The sequence below is a fragment of the Pseudomonas guangdongensis genome (assembly GCF_900105885.1).
GTDB classification, from domain to species: Bacteria; Pseudomonadota; Gammaproteobacteria; order Pseudomonadales; family Pseudomonadaceae; genus Geopseudomonas; species Geopseudomonas guangdongensis.
In genome coordinates this window covers 1,478,707-1,494,057 of the sequence record NZ_LT629780.1, presented here as the reverse complement: position 1 = coordinate 1,494,057, position 15,351 = coordinate 1,478,707, and the positions used below count along the sequence as shown (strand labels likewise).

Genomic DNA, 15,351 nt, shown 5'->3' with positions numbered 1-15,351 from the left:
CCACTTACTCGAACCAATGGGCTCGGGCGGCCATGATCAGCTTACCGGCACGCTCTTCGTTCATGCCGTCGATCTCGAGCAGGTCGTCAATCGACTGCTCGGCCAGGTCTTCGCGGGTGGCGACACCACGCAGGGCCAGCTCGATGGCCAGCTCCCTGCTCATGCCGTCCAGTTCCAGCAGGTCTTCCGCCGGATGAATGTCCGCGAGCTTCTCTTCCGTGGCGATCGCCTTGGTCAGCAGGCGATCCTTGGCACGGGAGCGCAGCTCATTGACGATCTCTTCATCAAAGCCCTCGATGCTGAGCATCTCTTCCATGGGCACATAGGCGATTTCTTCCAAGGTGGTGAAACCTTCGTCCACCAGCACCGCCGCCAATTCCTCATCCACACCCAGATCGGCGACAAAACGCTGCAGGATGTCGCCCACCTCGGCTTGCTGCTTGGCCTGGATGTCGGCCTCGCTCATCACGTTCAGGGTCCAGCCGCTCAGCTGGCTGGCCAGGCGGACGTTCTGCCCGCTGCGGCCGATGGCCTGGGCCAGGTTGTCCTCGGCGACGGCGATATCCATGGTGTGGGTATCTTCGTCGACGATGATCGCCGCCACTTCGGCCGGAGCCATGGCGTTGATCACGAACTGCGCCGGGTTATCGTCCCACAGCACGATATCCACACGCTCACCGTTCAGTTCGCCGGACACCGCCTGCACGCGCGAGCCGCGCATGCCGATGCAGGCACCCTGCGGGTCGATGCGCTTGTCCTTGGAGCGTACGGCGATCTTGGCCCGCGAACCCGGGTCACGGGCAGCAGCCATGATTTCGATCAGGCCCTCGGCGATCTCCGGCACCTCGATGCGGAACAGCTCGATGATCATTTCCGGCGCGGTGCGCGAGAGGATCAGCTGCGGGCCGCGGTTCTCGCTGCGGATTTCCTTGAGCAGGGCGCGGATCCGCGTCCCGACCCGGAAGGTTTCCCGGGCAATGATGTGTTCGCGCGCCAGCAGGGCCTCGGCATTGTTGCCCAGATCGACGATGACGCTGTCGCGGGTCACCTTCTTCACCGTGCCGGCAATGATCTCGCCCAGACGCTCGCGGTAGGCGTCGACCACCTGGGCACGCTCGGCCTCGCGAACCTTCTGCACGATCACCTGCTTGGCGGTCTGTGCAGCGATGCGGCCGAACTCGATGGACTCGATCTTCTCTTCGATCAGCTCGCCCAGCTGGGCGTCTTCCTTCTTCTCGCGCGCTTCGTCCAGGGTCAGCTCGGCTGCCGGATTCTCCACGGCATCGTCGGCGACCACGGTCCAGCGCCGGAAGGTTTCATAGTTGCCGCTCTGACGATTGATCGACACGCGCACGTCGACCTCGTCTTCGTAACGCTTTTTGGTGGCAGTGGCCAGCGCCAGCTCCAGCGCCTCGAAAATCACGCCGGCCGGTACGCCCTTCTCGTTCGATACCGACTCCACTACCAGCAGTACTTCTTTGCTCATCGTAGGCCTCGCCTTTCGCAATCCATGGGGACCCGCTGGATCCGCGCTTCAGTCAAACCGGGGAATGATGTTGGCCTTGTCGATCGACTCGATCGGCAGCAGGTACTCGTGATCCTCGACCTGGACGATCACGTCCTGCTCTTCCACGCCGCGCAGCACCCCCTGGAAATTGCGTCGCCCTTCGTAGGGCGAGCGCAGCCGGATCTTCACCTGCTCGCCCGCGTGGGCAGCAAACTGTTCGAGGGTGAACAGGGGGCGGTCCATTCCCGGAGAGGAGACTTCCAGGGTGTACTCGCCGCTGACCGGATCCTCTACATCCAGCACGGCACTGATCTGTCGACTGACCTTTTCACAGTCGTCGATGAGAATGCCGTCGGCATGATCGATGTAGACCCGCAGCAGCGAATGCCGCCCCTGGGAAATGAATTCGACGCCCCAGCACTGATAGCCAAGCGCCTCGACCACCGGGGCCAGCAAGGCCTGCAACTGTTCTAGCTTGCTCGACACCTGTCGCCTCCGCATGTTGTGCAAACAAAAAATGGGCGCAACGCCCATCCCGTAGGTAGTCGCCTCCAAGAGCGACGATAACTGTCCACCTAGCAAAAGGCCCCTTGAAAAGGGGCCTTTTGAATAAATGGTTGCGGGGGCAGGATTTGAACCTACGACCTTCGGGTTATGAGCCCGACGAGCTACCAGACTGCTCCACCCCGCGTCTGAGTTGGCAAACTATACAGAGCCGCCAACGAACGGTCAACCACTATGCTCTAGAAACAACAAAGCCCGCATTACGCGGGCTTTTTGTATGGTACCGAGGAGGGGACTCGAACCCCTACAGCCTATGGCCACTACCACCTCAAGGTAGCGTGTCTACCAATTCCACCACCTCGGCAAAATCTTTACGCCTTGAGCAACGCTTACTGCTTTTGCACTTCGGCTACCGGCACATCGGATGCTGCCGGTTTTTGCGCACCTACTGCAGGAACATCTTCTGCGGCAGGCTTGCCTTGAATCTCGAGGACTGCCGGATCAGGCAATCCAGCGGCGCCTATCATATCCGCTTTTTGCTTGGCGTAAAACCCCAAACCCAAGCTCGTAACGAAAAAAATCGTTGCCAGCACTGCAGTTAGGCGACTCAGGAAGGTCGCCGAACCCTGGCTGCCAAACACGGTAGCCGAGGCACCCGAACCGAACGAGGCACCGGCATCGGCACCCTTGCCCTGCTGCACCAGCACCAAGCCAACCACACCCAGCGCCACCAGCAGATGCACTACGACAATCACATTCTCAAGCATGTCTCTCACGCCTCGCGGCACGACAGATCGCACCGAATTCGTCCGCATTGAGAGAGGCTCCACCCACCAGCCCCCCGTCGATATCCGGCATGCCGAACAACTCGGCTGCACCGGTAGCCTTGACGCTGCCACCGTAGAGAATCCGCACACCTTGCGCCACCTGCGCGCTGCATTGCGCGATGTAGCGGCGAATGGCGGCGTGCACTTCTTGCGCCTGCTCAGGCGTTGCCGTCAGGCCCGTACCAATGGCCCAGACCGGCTCATAGGCGATGACCGCACGCTCCAAGACAGCGACACCCAGCGCATCGACAATCGCACGCAATTGCCGCATCACCACATCCAGGGTCTGACCCGCCTCGCGCTCGGCCAAGGTTTCGCCGACGCACAGCAGCGGAATCAATCCCACGCCCTGCGCCGCGGCAAACTTGCGCACGATCAGTGCATCAGTCTCACCCAGCAACTGACGTCGCTCGGAGTGACCGACCAGCACATAGCGACAGCCGGCATCGATCAATTGACTGGCAGCCACTTCGCCGGTCAACGCGCAAGGCATCGGCTCGAAGGCACAATCCTGCGCACCGACGACGATGGCGCCGTCGGCAACAGCGTCGATGACCGACGTCAGATGCACGAAGGTCGGCATGACTGCCACTTCGACATCTTCCGGCAAGTCCTGCAGGCGCAGACCGTCGATCAGCTCGGAAACGCTGGCACGTGTGCCATGCATCTTCCAGTTACCTGCGACCAGGGGGCGGCGCATGCAAAACCTCGTCGTCCAAAGTGGGCGCAGATGTTACTCAAGCCCCGAAAAACTGGCAAGCGCAATCAAGCGCACAGCTCCGCCACCAGCGCCGCCAGCGCCTCGGCATGCCGCCGCACCAGCGCCTCCTCCTCGCCCTCGACCATGACTCGCACCAGCGGTTCGGTACCCGACTTGCGCAGCAGCACACGACCACGCCCCGCCAGCTCGGCGGTGACCCGCGCACAGGCTTCCTGCACCTCGGTACTCTCTAGCGGGTCCGCACCGTTGCCCAGACGCACGTTGATCAGCACCTGCGGGCATTTGTGCCAGGCCAGCCGCTCCTCGGCCAGGCTCAAGCCGCGACGACGCAGGGCCAGCACCACCTGCAACGCGGCGATGATCGCATCACCGGTGGTCGCATGCTGGCGACAGAGGATATGCCCGGAATTCTCGCCGCCGAGCACCCAGCCGCGTTCGAGCATCTCGGCCATCACATAGCGGTCGCCCACCTTGGCGCGCACGAAGGGAATCTCGCGCCGTGCCAGCGCCAGCTCCAACCCCAGATTGCTCATCAGGGTACCGACCACACCGGAACCGGCAGGCAGGCGTTCGCGCTCCTGCAGGTCGGTGGCGATGATGTAAAGCAGTTCGTCGCCATCCACCACCGCGCCGGTATGGTCGACCATCATCACCCGGTCGCCGTCGCCGTCGAAGGCGATACCCATATCGGCCCCCTGCTCGACTACCGCCTTCTGCAGTGCCCCCATGTGGGTCGAGCCCACACCGGCATTGATGTTCAGCCCGTCGGGCTGCGCGGCGATCACCGTCACCTCGGCGCCCAGTTCGCGGAACACGCTGGGCGCGACCTTGTAGGTGGCGCCGTGGGCGCAGTCGAGCACCAGCTTGAGCCCGGAAAAATCGGTGCTGGTCGGCACGCTGCTCTTGCAGAACTCGATGTAGCGCCCGGCCGCGTCGTTGACCCGCGAAGCCTTGCCGAGCTGCGCCGACTCGACCACCCCCATCGGCGCATCGAGCAGCTCCTCGATCATCAGCTCCACCTCGTCCGGCAACTTGGTGCCTTTGCCGGAGAAGAACTTGATGCCGTTGTCGTCGTGCGGGTTGTGCGAGGCGCTGATGACGATGCCTGCGTCGGCATGGAAGGTACGGGTCAGGTAGGCTACCGCCGGAGTGGGCATCGGTCCGAGCAGCATCACGTCGGCGCCGGCGGCGATCAGTCCGGCCTGCAGGGCGGACTCGAACATATAGCCGGAGATCCGTGTGTCCTTGCCGATCAGCACCCGGCAGTGGCCGCGGCGCCGGAACGCCATGCCCGCCGCCCAGCCCAGACGCAGCACGAACTCGGGCGTGATGGGAAATTCGCCGACCCGGCCACGGATGCCGTCGGTACCGAAATACTTTCTGCTCATGATGAAGTCCTGTATGTCACTCCGCCCATTCCACGGCGGCAATCATGCGCACCACATCGACCGTCTCGGCGACGTCGTGTACACGGATAATCTGTGCGCCCTTGGCAATCGCCAGCGCCGCCAAGGCCAGGCTGCCGGACAGACGCCCGTCCACCGGCTTGTCCAGCACCTTGCCGATCATGCTCTTGCGCGACACGCCGACCAGCAGCGGACGCCCCAGCACGTGCAGGCGCTCCAGGTGCCGGAACAGACGCAGGTTGTGTTCGAGGGTCTTTGCGAAACCGAAGCCCGGATCGAGCAGGATACGCTCGCGAGCAATGCCCGCGTGCTCGCAGGCGGCCATACGCTCGACCAGGAAGTCGCGCACCTCGGCATGGATGTCCGGGTACTGCGGGTCGTCCTGCATGCTGCCCGGCTCGCCGCGCATGTGCATCAGGCAGACCGGCAGACCGCTCGCGGCGGCCGCCTGCAGGGCGCCGGGACGCTGCAGCGAACGCACGTCGTTGATCAGCCCGGCGCCGAGACGCGCCGATTCGCGCATCACCGCCGCTGTCGAGGTGTCCACGGAAATCACCACGTCCAGCTCGCGGGCAATCGCCTCGACGGCCGGACAGACCCGCTCCAGCTCCTCGACCTCGGAGACCGGTGGCGCACCGGGGCGGGTCGACTCGCCGCCGATGTCGATCAGCGTGGCGCCGGCACGCACCATGGCTTCGGCATGGCGCAGCGCGGCATCACGTTGATTGAAGCGCCCACCGTCGGAGAAGGAGTCGGGAGTAACGTTGAGGATGCCCATCACCTGCGGACGGGACAGATCGAGCGACCGACTGCCGCAGGGCAGCCGGTCGAAAAGGTACGGAAGGCTCATCGGGAACTCAGTGCTCCCCGGCCGGGCCGCCGATCGGCTTCTCGTCGCGCCCGTCACGCTCTTCGCGCGGGGCGGCGCCCGAACCCGAAGCACCGTTGCCGGAGTCGTTCCAGCCCTTGGGCTCGCGCGGCTCGCGACCCTCCATGATGTCGGCAACCTGCTCGGCGTCGATGGTCTCGAACTTCATCAGCGCCTGGGCCATGGCATGCAACTTGTCCAGGTTGTCGCGCAGGGCCTGCTCGGCCTGCGCGTAGTTGCCATCGATCACCGCCCGTACTTCGTCGTCGATCAGCCGTGCGGTCTCCTCGGACACGCTGCTGCCGCGCCCGGACGAGCGACCGAGGAACACCTCGCCCTCCTCCTCGGCATAGGACAGGAAGCCCAGCTTGTCGGACATACCCCACTGGGTGACCATGGTCCGCGCGATGCGGCTGGCCTGGCCGATGTCGCCGGTGGCGCCGTTGGTGACCTTGTCGTGGCCGAAGATGATCTCCTCGGCGATGCGCCCGCCGAAGATCATCTTCAGCTTGTTGTGCAGCCAGATACGGCTATAGCCATGGTGGTCGCGCTCGGGCAGCGAGATGGTCACACCCAGCGCGCGGCCACGGGGGATGATGGTGACCTTGTGTACCGGGTCGGAAGGGAACAGGCAGCCGAGGATGGCGTGACCGGACTCGTGGTAGGCGGTCATCAGCTTCTCGTCCTCGGTCATGACCATCGAGCGGCGCTCGGCACCCATCATGATCTTGTCCTTGGCCAGCTCGAACTCCTTCATCTCCACCAAGCGCTTGCCGTTACGCGCGGCGAACAGCGACGCCTCGTTGACCAGGTTGGCCAGGTCGGCGCCGGAGAAGCCGGGTGTGCCGCGGGCGATCACCGAAGGCTCGACGTCGTCGCCCAACGGCACCTTGCGCATGTGCACCTTGAGGATCTGTTCGCGACCGCGCACGTCCGGCAGGCCGACCACCACCTGGCGGTCGAAGCGGCCCGGGCGCAGCAGCGCCGGGTCGAGCACGTCCGGGCGGTTAGTGGCGGCGATGACGATGATGCCATCGTTCATCTCGAAGCCGTCCATCTCCACCAGCAGCTGGTTGAGAGTCTGCTCGCGCTCGTCGTGACCGCCGCCGAGGCCGGCGCCGCGATGGCGGCCGACCGCGTCGATCTCGTCGATGAAGATGATGCAGGGCGCATGCTTCTTGGCCTGCTCGAACATGTCGCGCACGCGCGAGGCGCCGACGCCGACGAACATCTCGACGAAATCGGAACCGGAGATGGTGAAGAACGGCACCTTGGCCTCGCCGGCGATGGCCTTGGCCAGCAGAGTCTTACCAGTGCCGGGCGGCCCCACCATCAGCACGCCGCGCGGGATGCGCCCACCAAGGCGCTGGAACTTGCCCGGATCGCGGAGGAATTCGACCAGTTCGCCGACCTCTTCCTTGGCCTCGTCGCAACCGGCGACGTCGGCCAGGGTGGTCTTCACCTGATCCTCGGAGAGCAGGCGCGCCTTGCTCTTGCCGAAGCTCATCGGCCCGCCGCGCCCGCCGCCGCCGCCCTGCATCTGGCGCATGAAGAACATGAACACCGCGATGATCACCAGGATCGGGAAGCTTGCCACCAGCAGCTGGCTCCAGATGCTCTGCTGCTCGGGCATCTTGCCGACGATGGCGACGTTGTTGTCGATCAGATCGCCGATCAGGCCGTTGTCCTGGATCGCCGGACGCACGGTATCGAAGGTGCTGCCGTCGGCGCGCCGACCGCTGATCACGTAACCATCGACGGTGACCCGCTCGACCTTGCCTTCCTTGACCTGCTGGATGAACTCCGAGTAGGTCAGGTTGCTGGTCTCGGGTCGCGCCGAGAAGTTGTTCATCACCGTCACCAGGACTGCGGCGATGATCAACCACAGGATCAGGTTCTTTGCCATGTCGTTCAATTGACTACCCTCGCTGACCGGCCCCGCCTGGAAACCGCTTCACATGACGGCCGGTTCTCTACCGACCTAACTTACTACAGCCACCCGCCTGCCGGCAGAGCGGGTTGTAACGCCGTTTGACCCGCCACGGCGGGTCTGTCACTGCAGTCTAGGCGCCGCGGAAACCCCGGGCGAGCAGATACTGCTCGCGCGAACGGTCGCGCGAGGAACTCGGCTTGCGCATCTGCACCTTGTCGAACTGCTCGCGTACCTGCTTGAGGTAGGCATCGAAGCCCTCGCCCTGGAATATCTTGATCAGGAAGTCGCCGCCGGGGCGCAACACCCGACCGGCCAGGTCCAGCGCCAGCTCGCAGAGGAACATGGCGCGCGGCTGGTCGGCTTCGCGCACCCCGCTCATATTGGGGGCCATGTCGGAAATCACAAGGTCGACCGGGTGCTCGCCGATGGCGGCGAGGATCTGCTCGAACACCGTATCGTCGGTGAAGTCGCCCTGCACGAAGGTGACGTCGGGAATGCTGTCCATCGGCAGGATGTCCGAGGCGATCAGCCGGCCCTTGTCGCCGATCACCCGGCTGGTGACCTGCGACCAGCCACCCGGCGCGGCGCCGAGGTCGACCACGGTCATGCCGGGACGCAGGATGCGGTCCTTCTCCTGGATTTCCAGCAGCTTGTAACTGGCGCGCGAACGGTAGCCGTCCTTCTGCGCCATCTTCACATAGGGGTCGTCGAAGTGCTCGCGCAGCCAGCGATGGCTGCTTTTGGATCGAGTGGTACGGGCCACGGGGTACCTCATCTGTGCGGCTGGCGGACTCTCGGGTACACTAGCCGCCGCTTTTTAACTGGATCGGACGCAGGGGTCGGATTATGCCGCTCACCAACGAGCAGAAGAAACACTACAAATCTATCGGCCACCATCTGAATCCGGTATTGATCGTGGCGGAAAACGGTTTGACCGAGGGTGTGCTGGCCGAACTGGATCGCGCGCTCAACGATCACGAGCTGATCAAGATCAAATTCGCCCTGACCGAGCGCGACGACCGTCGCGCGCTGATCGACGAACTGTGCAAGCAGTCGCGCAGCGAACTGGTCCAGGTGATCGGCAAGATGGCGCTGGTCTACCGCAAGGCGGCCAAGCAGAACCGCCAGCTGTCCAACATCGTCCGCCACTCGCTGTAAACCACGCAAAACGGGCGATACCGCAACGGCATCGCCCGCCCCGCTCACGACGCTTCGCCGGGCACCGGCTGCAGCACCAGCACCAGCCCGCACGACGCCACGGCCAGGTAGCAGAACAGCTGCCACGCGCCGTCCTCCAGGCCCAGTCCGGGGCCAACGAAATACCCCGCCACCAGCAACAGCACTGCCAGCAGCAACTGGCCGCGCAGGTCAGCCCAGACGCTGCGCAGTCCGCGCGCCTGGGCCAGCACCAGCTTCTGCAACAGCACGCAGAAGCCGGCGAAGGCCAGCAGCAGGGGAATCAGGCTGGCGGAAATATCCGCCAGCAGCAGCGGCGCCAGACCGTAATGCTCCAGCGCCGGCAGCAGGACGAAATACAGCAGCCACAGGCCGCCGACCCAGAAGGTCTGCGCCAGGCGCCAGGTGATGGCGCCAGCGCGCGGCGTGCCGCGGCTGCCGGCCGGTTCAGACGTGACGAACTTCGACAATCTCGTACTCGACTACGCCGCCCGGGGTTTGCACCGTCACCACATCGCCCTCTTCCTTGCCCACCAGGGCGCGGGCGATCGGCGAGCTGACCGAGATCTTGCCGGCCTTGATGTCGGCCTCGTCGTCACCGACGATCTGGTAGGTCACCCCCTCGTCGGTGTCGCAGTTGGCGATGTCGACGGTGGTGCCGAAGATCACCTTGCCGGTGTGCGGAATGGCGCTGACATCGATGATCTGGGCGTTCTGCAGACGACCTTCGATATCGCGGATGCGCGCCTCGACCATGCCCTGCTGTTCGCGGGCGGCATGGTATTCGGCGTTTTCCTTCAGGTCGCCCAGCTCGCGCGCTTCGGCGATGGCCTGGGTGATCTGCGGACGCAGCACGGTCTTCAGGTGTTTCAGTTCGTCCTCCAGGGCGCGGGCGCCCTGGACGGTCATCGGGTATTTGCTCATGCCTGGATTCCTGCATGGAGGTCCTGCAGGCGGCGCACGGTCTTCTCGGGACCGAACTTCAGCGCTTCACAGATCGCCTGACCACCGGCGATGGTGGTGGTGATGCAGATCTTGTGCTGCAGGGCATTGCGACGGATGGAGAAGGAGTCGGCGATCGACTGACGGCCTTCGGTGGTGTTGATGATCAGGCTGACTTCGTCGTTCTTGATCATGTCGACCACGTGCGGACGACCCTCGGTCACCTTGTTGACCCGGCGCACCGGCAGCCCGGCCGCCTCGATGATCTTCGCGGTGCCGGCGGTGGCGACCACCTCGAAACCGAGTTCGACCAGATCGCGCGCCACCTGGGCGACGAAACGCTTGTCGTCCTCGCGCACGCTGATGAAGGCGGTGCCGCCGGTCGGCAGCACTTCGCTGGCACCGAGCTGGGCCTTGGCGAAGGCCTCGGCGAAGCTGTCGCCGACCCCCATTACCTCGCCGGTGGACTTCATCTCCGGGCCGAGGATCGGGTCGACGCCGGGGAACTTGTTGAACGGGAACACCGCTTCCTTGACGCTGAAGAACGGCGGGATGATTTCCTGGGTGAAACCGACGTCCTTGAGGGTCTTGCCGGCCATCACTCGGGCCGCGACCTTGGCCAGCGACTCGCCGATGCACTTGGAAACGAACGGCACGGTGCGCGAGGCGCGCGGGTTGACCTCGATGACGTAGATGTCCTCGCCCTGCACGGCCATCTGCACGTTCATCAGACCGACCACGCCGAGCTCCAGGGCCATCTTCTTGACCTGCTCGCGGATCTCGTTCTGGATGTGCATCGGCAGCGAGTAGGGCGGCAGCGAGCAGGCGGAGTCGCCGGAGTGCACGCCGGCCTGTTCGATGTGCTGCATGATCGCGCCGATCACCACGGTCTCGCCGTCGCACACCGCGTCGATATCGACCTCGATGGCGCAGTTGAGGAAGTGGTCGAGCAGCACCGGGCTGTCGTTGGAGACCTTCACCGCTTCGCGCATGTAGCGCTTGAGCTCTTCTTCCTGATAGACGATCTCCATGGCGCGGCCGCCGAGCACGTAGGACGGGCGCACCACCAGCGGGTAGCCGATGACCTTGGAGTGGGCCAGGGCCTCCTCCTCGCTGCGCGCGGTGGCGTTGGCCGGCTGGCGCAGGTTGAGGCGCTGGACCATCTGCTGGAAGCGCTCGCGGTCTTCGGCGCGGTCGATGGCATCAGGGGTGGTGCCGATGATCGGCACGCCGGCCTCTTCCAGGGCGCGGCAGATCTTCAGCGGGGTCTGGCCGCCGAACTGCACGATGACGCCCTTGGGCTGCTCGACGCGAACGATCTCCAGCACGTCCTCCAGGGTCACCGGCTCGAAGTACAGGCGATCGGAGGTGTCGTAGTCGGTGGAGACGGTTTCCGGATTGCAGTTGACCATGATGGTCTCGTAGCCGTCTTCGCGCATGGCGAGGGCGGCATGGACACAGCAGTAGTCGAACTCGATGCCCTGACCGATGCGGTTGGGACCGCCGCCGAGGATCATGATCTTGTCGCGGCCGGACGGCGCAGCCTCGCACTCTTCCTCGTAGGTCGAGTACAGGTAGGCGGTGTCGGTGGCGAACTCGGCGGCGCAGGTGTCGACACGCTTGTAGACCGGCAGCACCTTGAGCTTGTGGCGATGGCTGCGCAGGTTCTTCTCGGTGATACCGAGCAGCTTGGCCAGGCGCGCATCGGAGAAGCCCTTGCGCTTGAGCTTGCGCAGCAGCGCGGCGTCGAGGTCGGCCAAGCCGAGGGTCTTGACCCGCTCCTCCTCCTTGACCAGGTCCTCGATCTGCACCAGGAACCACTCGTCGATGCGGGTCAGCTCGAAGACTTCGGCGATGCTCTTGCCGGCGCGGAAGGCGTCGGCGACATACCAGATGCGCTCGGCGCCCGGCACGGTCAGCTCGCGCTTGAGAATGCTTTCGGCGTCCGGATCGGCCAGGTCGAGCTTGGGATCGAAGCCGACGGCGCCGACTTCCAGGCCGCGCAGGGCCTTCTGCACCGACTCCTGGAAGGTGCGGCCGATGGCCATCACTTCACCGACCGATTTCATCTGGGTGGTCAGGCGGGCGTCGGCCTTGGGGAATTTCTCGAAGGCGAAACGCGGGATCTTGGTGACCACGTAGTCGATCGCCGGCTCGAAGGACGCTGGGGTGCGGCCGCCGGTGATGTCATTCTGCAGCTCGTCGAGGGTGTAGCCGACCGCCAGCTTGGCCGCGATCTTGGCGATCGGGAAGCCGGTGGCCTTGGAGGCCAGCGCCGAGGAACGCGATACGCGCGGGTTCATCTCGATCACCACCATGCGCCCGGTGTTCGGGCAGATGCCGAACTGCACGTTGGAGCCGCCGGTTTCCACGCCGATCTCGCGCAGCACCGCCAGGGAGGCGTTGCGCATGATCTGGTATTCCTTATCGGTCAGGGTCTGCGCCGGCGCCACGGTGATCGAGTCGCCGGTGTGCACGCCCATCGGGTCGAAGTTCTCGATGGAGCAGACGATGATGCAGTTGTCCTTCTTGTCGCGGACCACCTCCATCTCGTATTCCTTCCAGCCGATCAGCGACTCGTCGATCAGCAGCTCGCTGGTCGGCGACAGGTCGAGACCGCGGGTGCAGATTTCCTCGAACTCTTCACGGTTGTAGGCGATGCCGCCGCCGGTGCCGCCCATGGTGAACGACGGACGGATGATGCACGGGAAGCCGACCTTGTCGAGCACGCCGTAGGCTTCGTCCATGTTGTGGGCGATGCCGGAGCGCGGGCAGGCCAGGCCGATGTCGCGCATCGCCTTGTCGAAGCGCGAGCGGTCCTCGGCCTTGTCGATGGTGTCGGCGTTGGCGCCGATCATCTCGACGCCGAACTTGGCCAGCACGCCGTGCTTTTCCAGGTCCAGGGCGCAGTTCAGCGCGGTCTGGCCGCCCATGGTCGGCAGCAGGGCGTCGGGACGCTCCTTCTCGATGATCTTGGCCACGGTCTGCCACTTGATCGGCTCGATGTAGGTGGCGTCGGCCATGGCCGGGTCGGTCATGATGGTGGCCGGGTTGGAGTTCACCAGGATGACCCGGAAGCCTTCCTCGCGCAGGGCCTTGCAGGCCTGGGCGCCGGAATAGTCGAACTCGCACGCCTGGCCGATGACGATGGGGCCGGCGCCGAGGATCAGGATGCTTTTAATGTCTGTACGTTTTGGCATGGTCTCTCACACGAATCCGTTGATCTGTCGGCAGGCTTAGCCGCGCGCGGCCATCGCTTCGATGAAGCGATCGAACAGCGGGGCCACGTCGTGCGGGCCCGGGCTGGCTTCGGGGTGGCCCTGGAAGCTGAAGGCGACCTTGTCGGTGCGCTCGATGCCTTGCAGGGTGCCGTCGAACAGCGATTTGTGGGTGGCGCGCAGGTTGGCCGGCAGGCTGGCCTCGTCGGCGCAGAAGCCGTGGTTCTGGCTGGTGATCATCACCACGCCGCTGTCCAGATCCTGCACCGGGTGGTTGGCGCCGTGGTGGCCATGGCCCATCTTCATGGTCTTGGCGCCGGAGGCCAGGGCCAGCAGCTGGTGACCGAGGCAGATGCCGAACACCGGGATGTCGGTTTCCAGCACGTCCTTGATCGCCTGGATCGCGTAGTCGCACGGCTCGGGGTCGCCGGGGCCGTTGGACAGGAACACGCCGTCCGGATTCATCGCCAGCACCGCTCTGGCCGGCGTCTGCGCCGGCACCACGGTGACGCGGCAGCCGCGCGCCACCAGCATGCGCAGGATGTTCAGCTTGACGCCGAAGTCGTAGGCGACCACGTGGTAAGGCAGATCGCTGGCGGGGATTTCCGGGTGGCTGTCGGATTCCAGGTTCCACACGCTGGAGCGCCACTCGTAGGGCTCGCTGCAGCTGACCACCTTGGCCAGGTCCATGCCCTTGAGGCCGGGGAAGCTGCGCGCCAGCTCCAGGGCCTTTTCCTCGCTGATGTCGTCGCCGGCGAGGATGCAGCCGTTCTGCGAACCCTTCTCGCGCAGGATGCGGGTCAGGCGGCGGGTGTCGATACCGGCGATGGCCACCACGTTGTTGGCCTTCAGGTACTCGTCCAGCGGCTGCTTGTCGCGCCAGCAGCTCGACAGCAGCGGCAGGTCGCGAATCACCAGGCCAGCGGCCCAGACACGGTTGGACTCGGCATCTTCGGGAGTGGTGCCGGTGTTGCCGATGTGCGGATAGGTCAGGGTGACGATCTGCTGGCAGTAGGAAGGATCGGTGAGAATTTCCTGATAGCCGGTCATGGCGGTGTTGAAGACCACCTCGCCGACGGTCTGGCCGTCGGCGCCGATGGCTTCACCGCGGAAAATGCTGCCATCGGCAAGCGCGAGTATGGCTGGCTTAGTCAAGAAGACCTCCCGTAAATAGAGCCGTTTCATGCAAACGCAGGTTGCAAAAAAGCGGAATGACGTGTGTGGACACATCACCCCGCTTTCTTATCGGATTATTTGCATGCTTTTAGTGGACACACTAAAGCTGCATTTTAGAGCAAAAATCATCCAGCGGAAAGGGCCGACGGCGCAACAGCCTATCTTGGCTGCAGACCCCGCCGGCGCTCCGCGCGGCATATCAGGACAGTTCCAGCACGTCCTGCATGTCGTACAGACGCGGCTCGCGCCCCTCCAGCCACAGCGCCGAGCGCACCGCCCCCTTGGCGAAGGTCATCCGGCTGGACGCCTTGTGGGTGATCTCCACCCGCTCGCCGTCGGCGGCGAACAGCACGGTGTGATCGCCGACCACGTCGCCGGCGCGCACCGTGGCGAAGCCGATGGTCTCGCGGGCACGAGCGCCGGTCTGGCCTTCGCGGCCGTACACCGCGACCTGGCGCAGGTCGCGCCCCAGCGCCTCGGCCACCACCTCGCCCATGCGCAGCGCGGTGCCGGACGGCGCGTCGACCTTGTGACGGTGATGGGCCTCAATGATCTCGATGTCCACCTCGTCGCCCAGCACCCGCGCCGCGGTATCCAGCAGCTTCAGGCACAGGTTGACGCCGACACTGAAGTTGGCGGCGAACACAATGGGAATCTCGCGCGCCGCGTCGAGCAGGCGCTGCTTTTCCTCCGGGGTGAAGCCGGTGGTACCGATCACCATGGCCTTGCCGGCCTTGCGGCAGATGTCCAGATTGGCCAGGGTCACGCTCGGGTGGGTGAAGTCGATCAGTACGTCGAAGTCGTCGAGCACCCGGTTCAGATCGTCGGACAGGATGACACCGATGCGACCCAGACCGGCCAGTTCGCCGGCATCGGCGCCGACCAGGCTGCTGTCCGGGCGATCCACCGCCGCGGTCAGGCCGGCGCCGGGCGCCTGCTGCACCGCCTCGATCAGGGTCTTGCCCATGCGCCCGGCGGCGCCCATCACTGCAATACGTCGCATCACATCAGCTCCAAGCTGCACGCTGGTGGCGGCAGCTCGACGCTCTCACCGGGAGATCGCCGCCGACTGC

The 15,351-nt window shown here is 64.8% G+C and carries 14 protein-coding genes and 2 tRNA genes; 1 reads left to right on the top strand and 15 read right to left on the bottom strand.

What is annotated here, in order from left to right:
* Window positions 1–4: 4 nt before the first annotated feature.
* From nusA to rlmE, 10 genes are all read right to left on the bottom strand, one after another.
* Window positions 5–1,486: a transcription termination factor NusA gene (gene nusA / locus BLU22_RS07225; protein ID WP_090213245.1), complete on the bottom strand. Its 1,482-nt coding sequence runs from the start codon at window positions 1,484–1,486 to the stop codon at window positions 5–7.
* A 48-nt stretch (window positions 1,487–1,534) separates the two neighbouring features.
* On the bottom strand, window positions 1,535–1,993 hold the full coding sequence (gene rimP / locus BLU22_RS07220; protein ID WP_157718977.1) for a ribosome maturation factor RimP: 459 nt from the start codon (window positions 1,991–1,993) through the stop codon (window positions 1,535–1,537).
* Between the two features lie 128 nt (window positions 1,994–2,121).
* Window positions 2,122–2,198, bottom strand: a tRNA-Met gene (locus BLU22_RS07215).
* A 91-nt stretch (window positions 2,199–2,289) separates the two neighbouring features.
* A tRNA-Leu gene (locus BLU22_RS07210) sits at window positions 2,290–2,375 on the bottom strand.
* Between the two features lie 25 nt (window positions 2,376–2,400).
* Window positions 2,401–2,778 (bottom strand): preprotein translocase subunit SecG, encoded by a 378-nt coding sequence (gene secG / locus BLU22_RS07205; protein ID WP_090213242.1) that lies wholly within the window; start codon window positions 2,776–2,778, stop codon window positions 2,401–2,403.
* Window positions 2,771–3,538: a triose-phosphate isomerase gene (gene tpiA / locus BLU22_RS07200; protein ID WP_090213241.1), complete on the bottom strand. Its 768-nt coding sequence runs from the start codon at window positions 3,536–3,538 to the stop codon at window positions 2,771–2,773. Before tpiA ends, secG begins: the two co-directional genes overlap by 8 nt.
* Window positions 3,539–3,603: 65 nt before the next feature.
* The gene (gene glmM / locus BLU22_RS07195) at window positions 3,604–4,947 is read right to left on the bottom strand and encodes a phosphoglucosamine mutase (RefSeq protein ID WP_162274135.1); all 1,344 of its coding nucleotides are present in this window, start codon (window positions 4,945–4,947) and stop codon (window positions 3,604–3,606) included.
* A gap of 16 nt (window positions 4,948–4,963) precedes the next feature.
* On the bottom strand, window positions 4,964–5,815 hold the full coding sequence (gene folP / locus BLU22_RS07190; RefSeq protein WP_090213239.1) for a dihydropteroate synthase: 852 nt from the start codon (window positions 5,813–5,815) through the stop codon (window positions 4,964–4,966).
* 7 nt (window positions 5,816–5,822) lie between these two features.
* A complete protein-coding gene (gene ftsH / locus BLU22_RS07185) occupies window positions 5,823–7,748 on the bottom strand; it encodes an ATP-dependent zinc metalloprotease FtsH (RefSeq protein ID WP_090213238.1) in 1,926 nt (641 codons plus the stop codon).
* Window positions 7,749–7,896: 148 nt separating this feature from the next.
* Window positions 7,897–8,529 (bottom strand): 23S rRNA (uridine(2552)-2'-O)-methyltransferase RlmE, encoded by a 633-nt coding sequence (rlmE, locus tag BLU22_RS07180; RefSeq protein WP_231975282.1) that lies wholly within the window; start codon window positions 8,527–8,529, stop codon window positions 7,897–7,899.
* Between the two features lie 83 nt (window positions 8,530–8,612).
* On the opposite strand from rlmE, the gene yhbY reads away from it, so the two are divergent.
* The gene (yhbY, locus tag BLU22_RS07175) at window positions 8,613–8,924 is read left to right on the top strand and encodes a ribosome assembly RNA-binding protein YhbY (protein WP_090213235.1); all 312 of its coding nucleotides are present in this window, start codon (window positions 8,613–8,615) and stop codon (window positions 8,922–8,924) included.
* A gap of 44 nt (window positions 8,925–8,968) precedes the next feature.
* Here the strand turns inward: yhbY and BLU22_RS07170 are convergent, their stop codons facing one another.
* The 5 genes from BLU22_RS07170 to dapB all read right to left on the bottom strand — a co-directional run bounded on the left by BLU22_RS07170 (window position 8,969) and on the right by dapB (window position 15,281).
* Window positions 8,969–9,412 (bottom strand): DUF4149 domain-containing protein, encoded by a 444-nt coding sequence (locus tag BLU22_RS07170; RefSeq protein WP_090213234.1) that lies wholly within the window; start codon window positions 9,410–9,412, stop codon window positions 8,969–8,971.
* On the bottom strand, window positions 9,390–9,866 hold the full coding sequence (gene greA, locus BLU22_RS07165) for a transcription elongation factor GreA (protein ID WP_090213233.1): 477 nt from the start codon (window positions 9,864–9,866) through the stop codon (window positions 9,390–9,392). Before greA ends, BLU22_RS07170 begins: the two co-directional genes overlap by 23 nt.
* A complete protein-coding gene (gene carB / locus BLU22_RS07160; protein WP_090213232.1) occupies window positions 9,863–13,084 on the bottom strand; it encodes a carbamoyl-phosphate synthase large subunit in 3,222 nt (1,073 codons plus the stop codon). Before carB ends, greA begins: the two co-directional genes overlap by 4 nt.
* Before the next feature lie 36 nt (window positions 13,085–13,120).
* The gene (gene carA, locus BLU22_RS07155) at window positions 13,121–14,257 is read right to left on the bottom strand and encodes a glutamine-hydrolyzing carbamoyl-phosphate synthase small subunit (protein ID WP_090213230.1); all 1,137 of its coding nucleotides are present in this window, start codon (window positions 14,255–14,257) and stop codon (window positions 13,121–13,123) included.
* 220 nt (window positions 14,258–14,477) lie between these two features.
* A complete protein-coding gene (dapB, locus tag BLU22_RS07150) occupies window positions 14,478–15,281 on the bottom strand; it encodes a 4-hydroxy-tetrahydrodipicolinate reductase (RefSeq protein ID WP_090213229.1) in 804 nt (267 codons plus the stop codon).
* Between the last annotated feature and the right edge of the window lie 70 nt (window positions 15,282–15,351).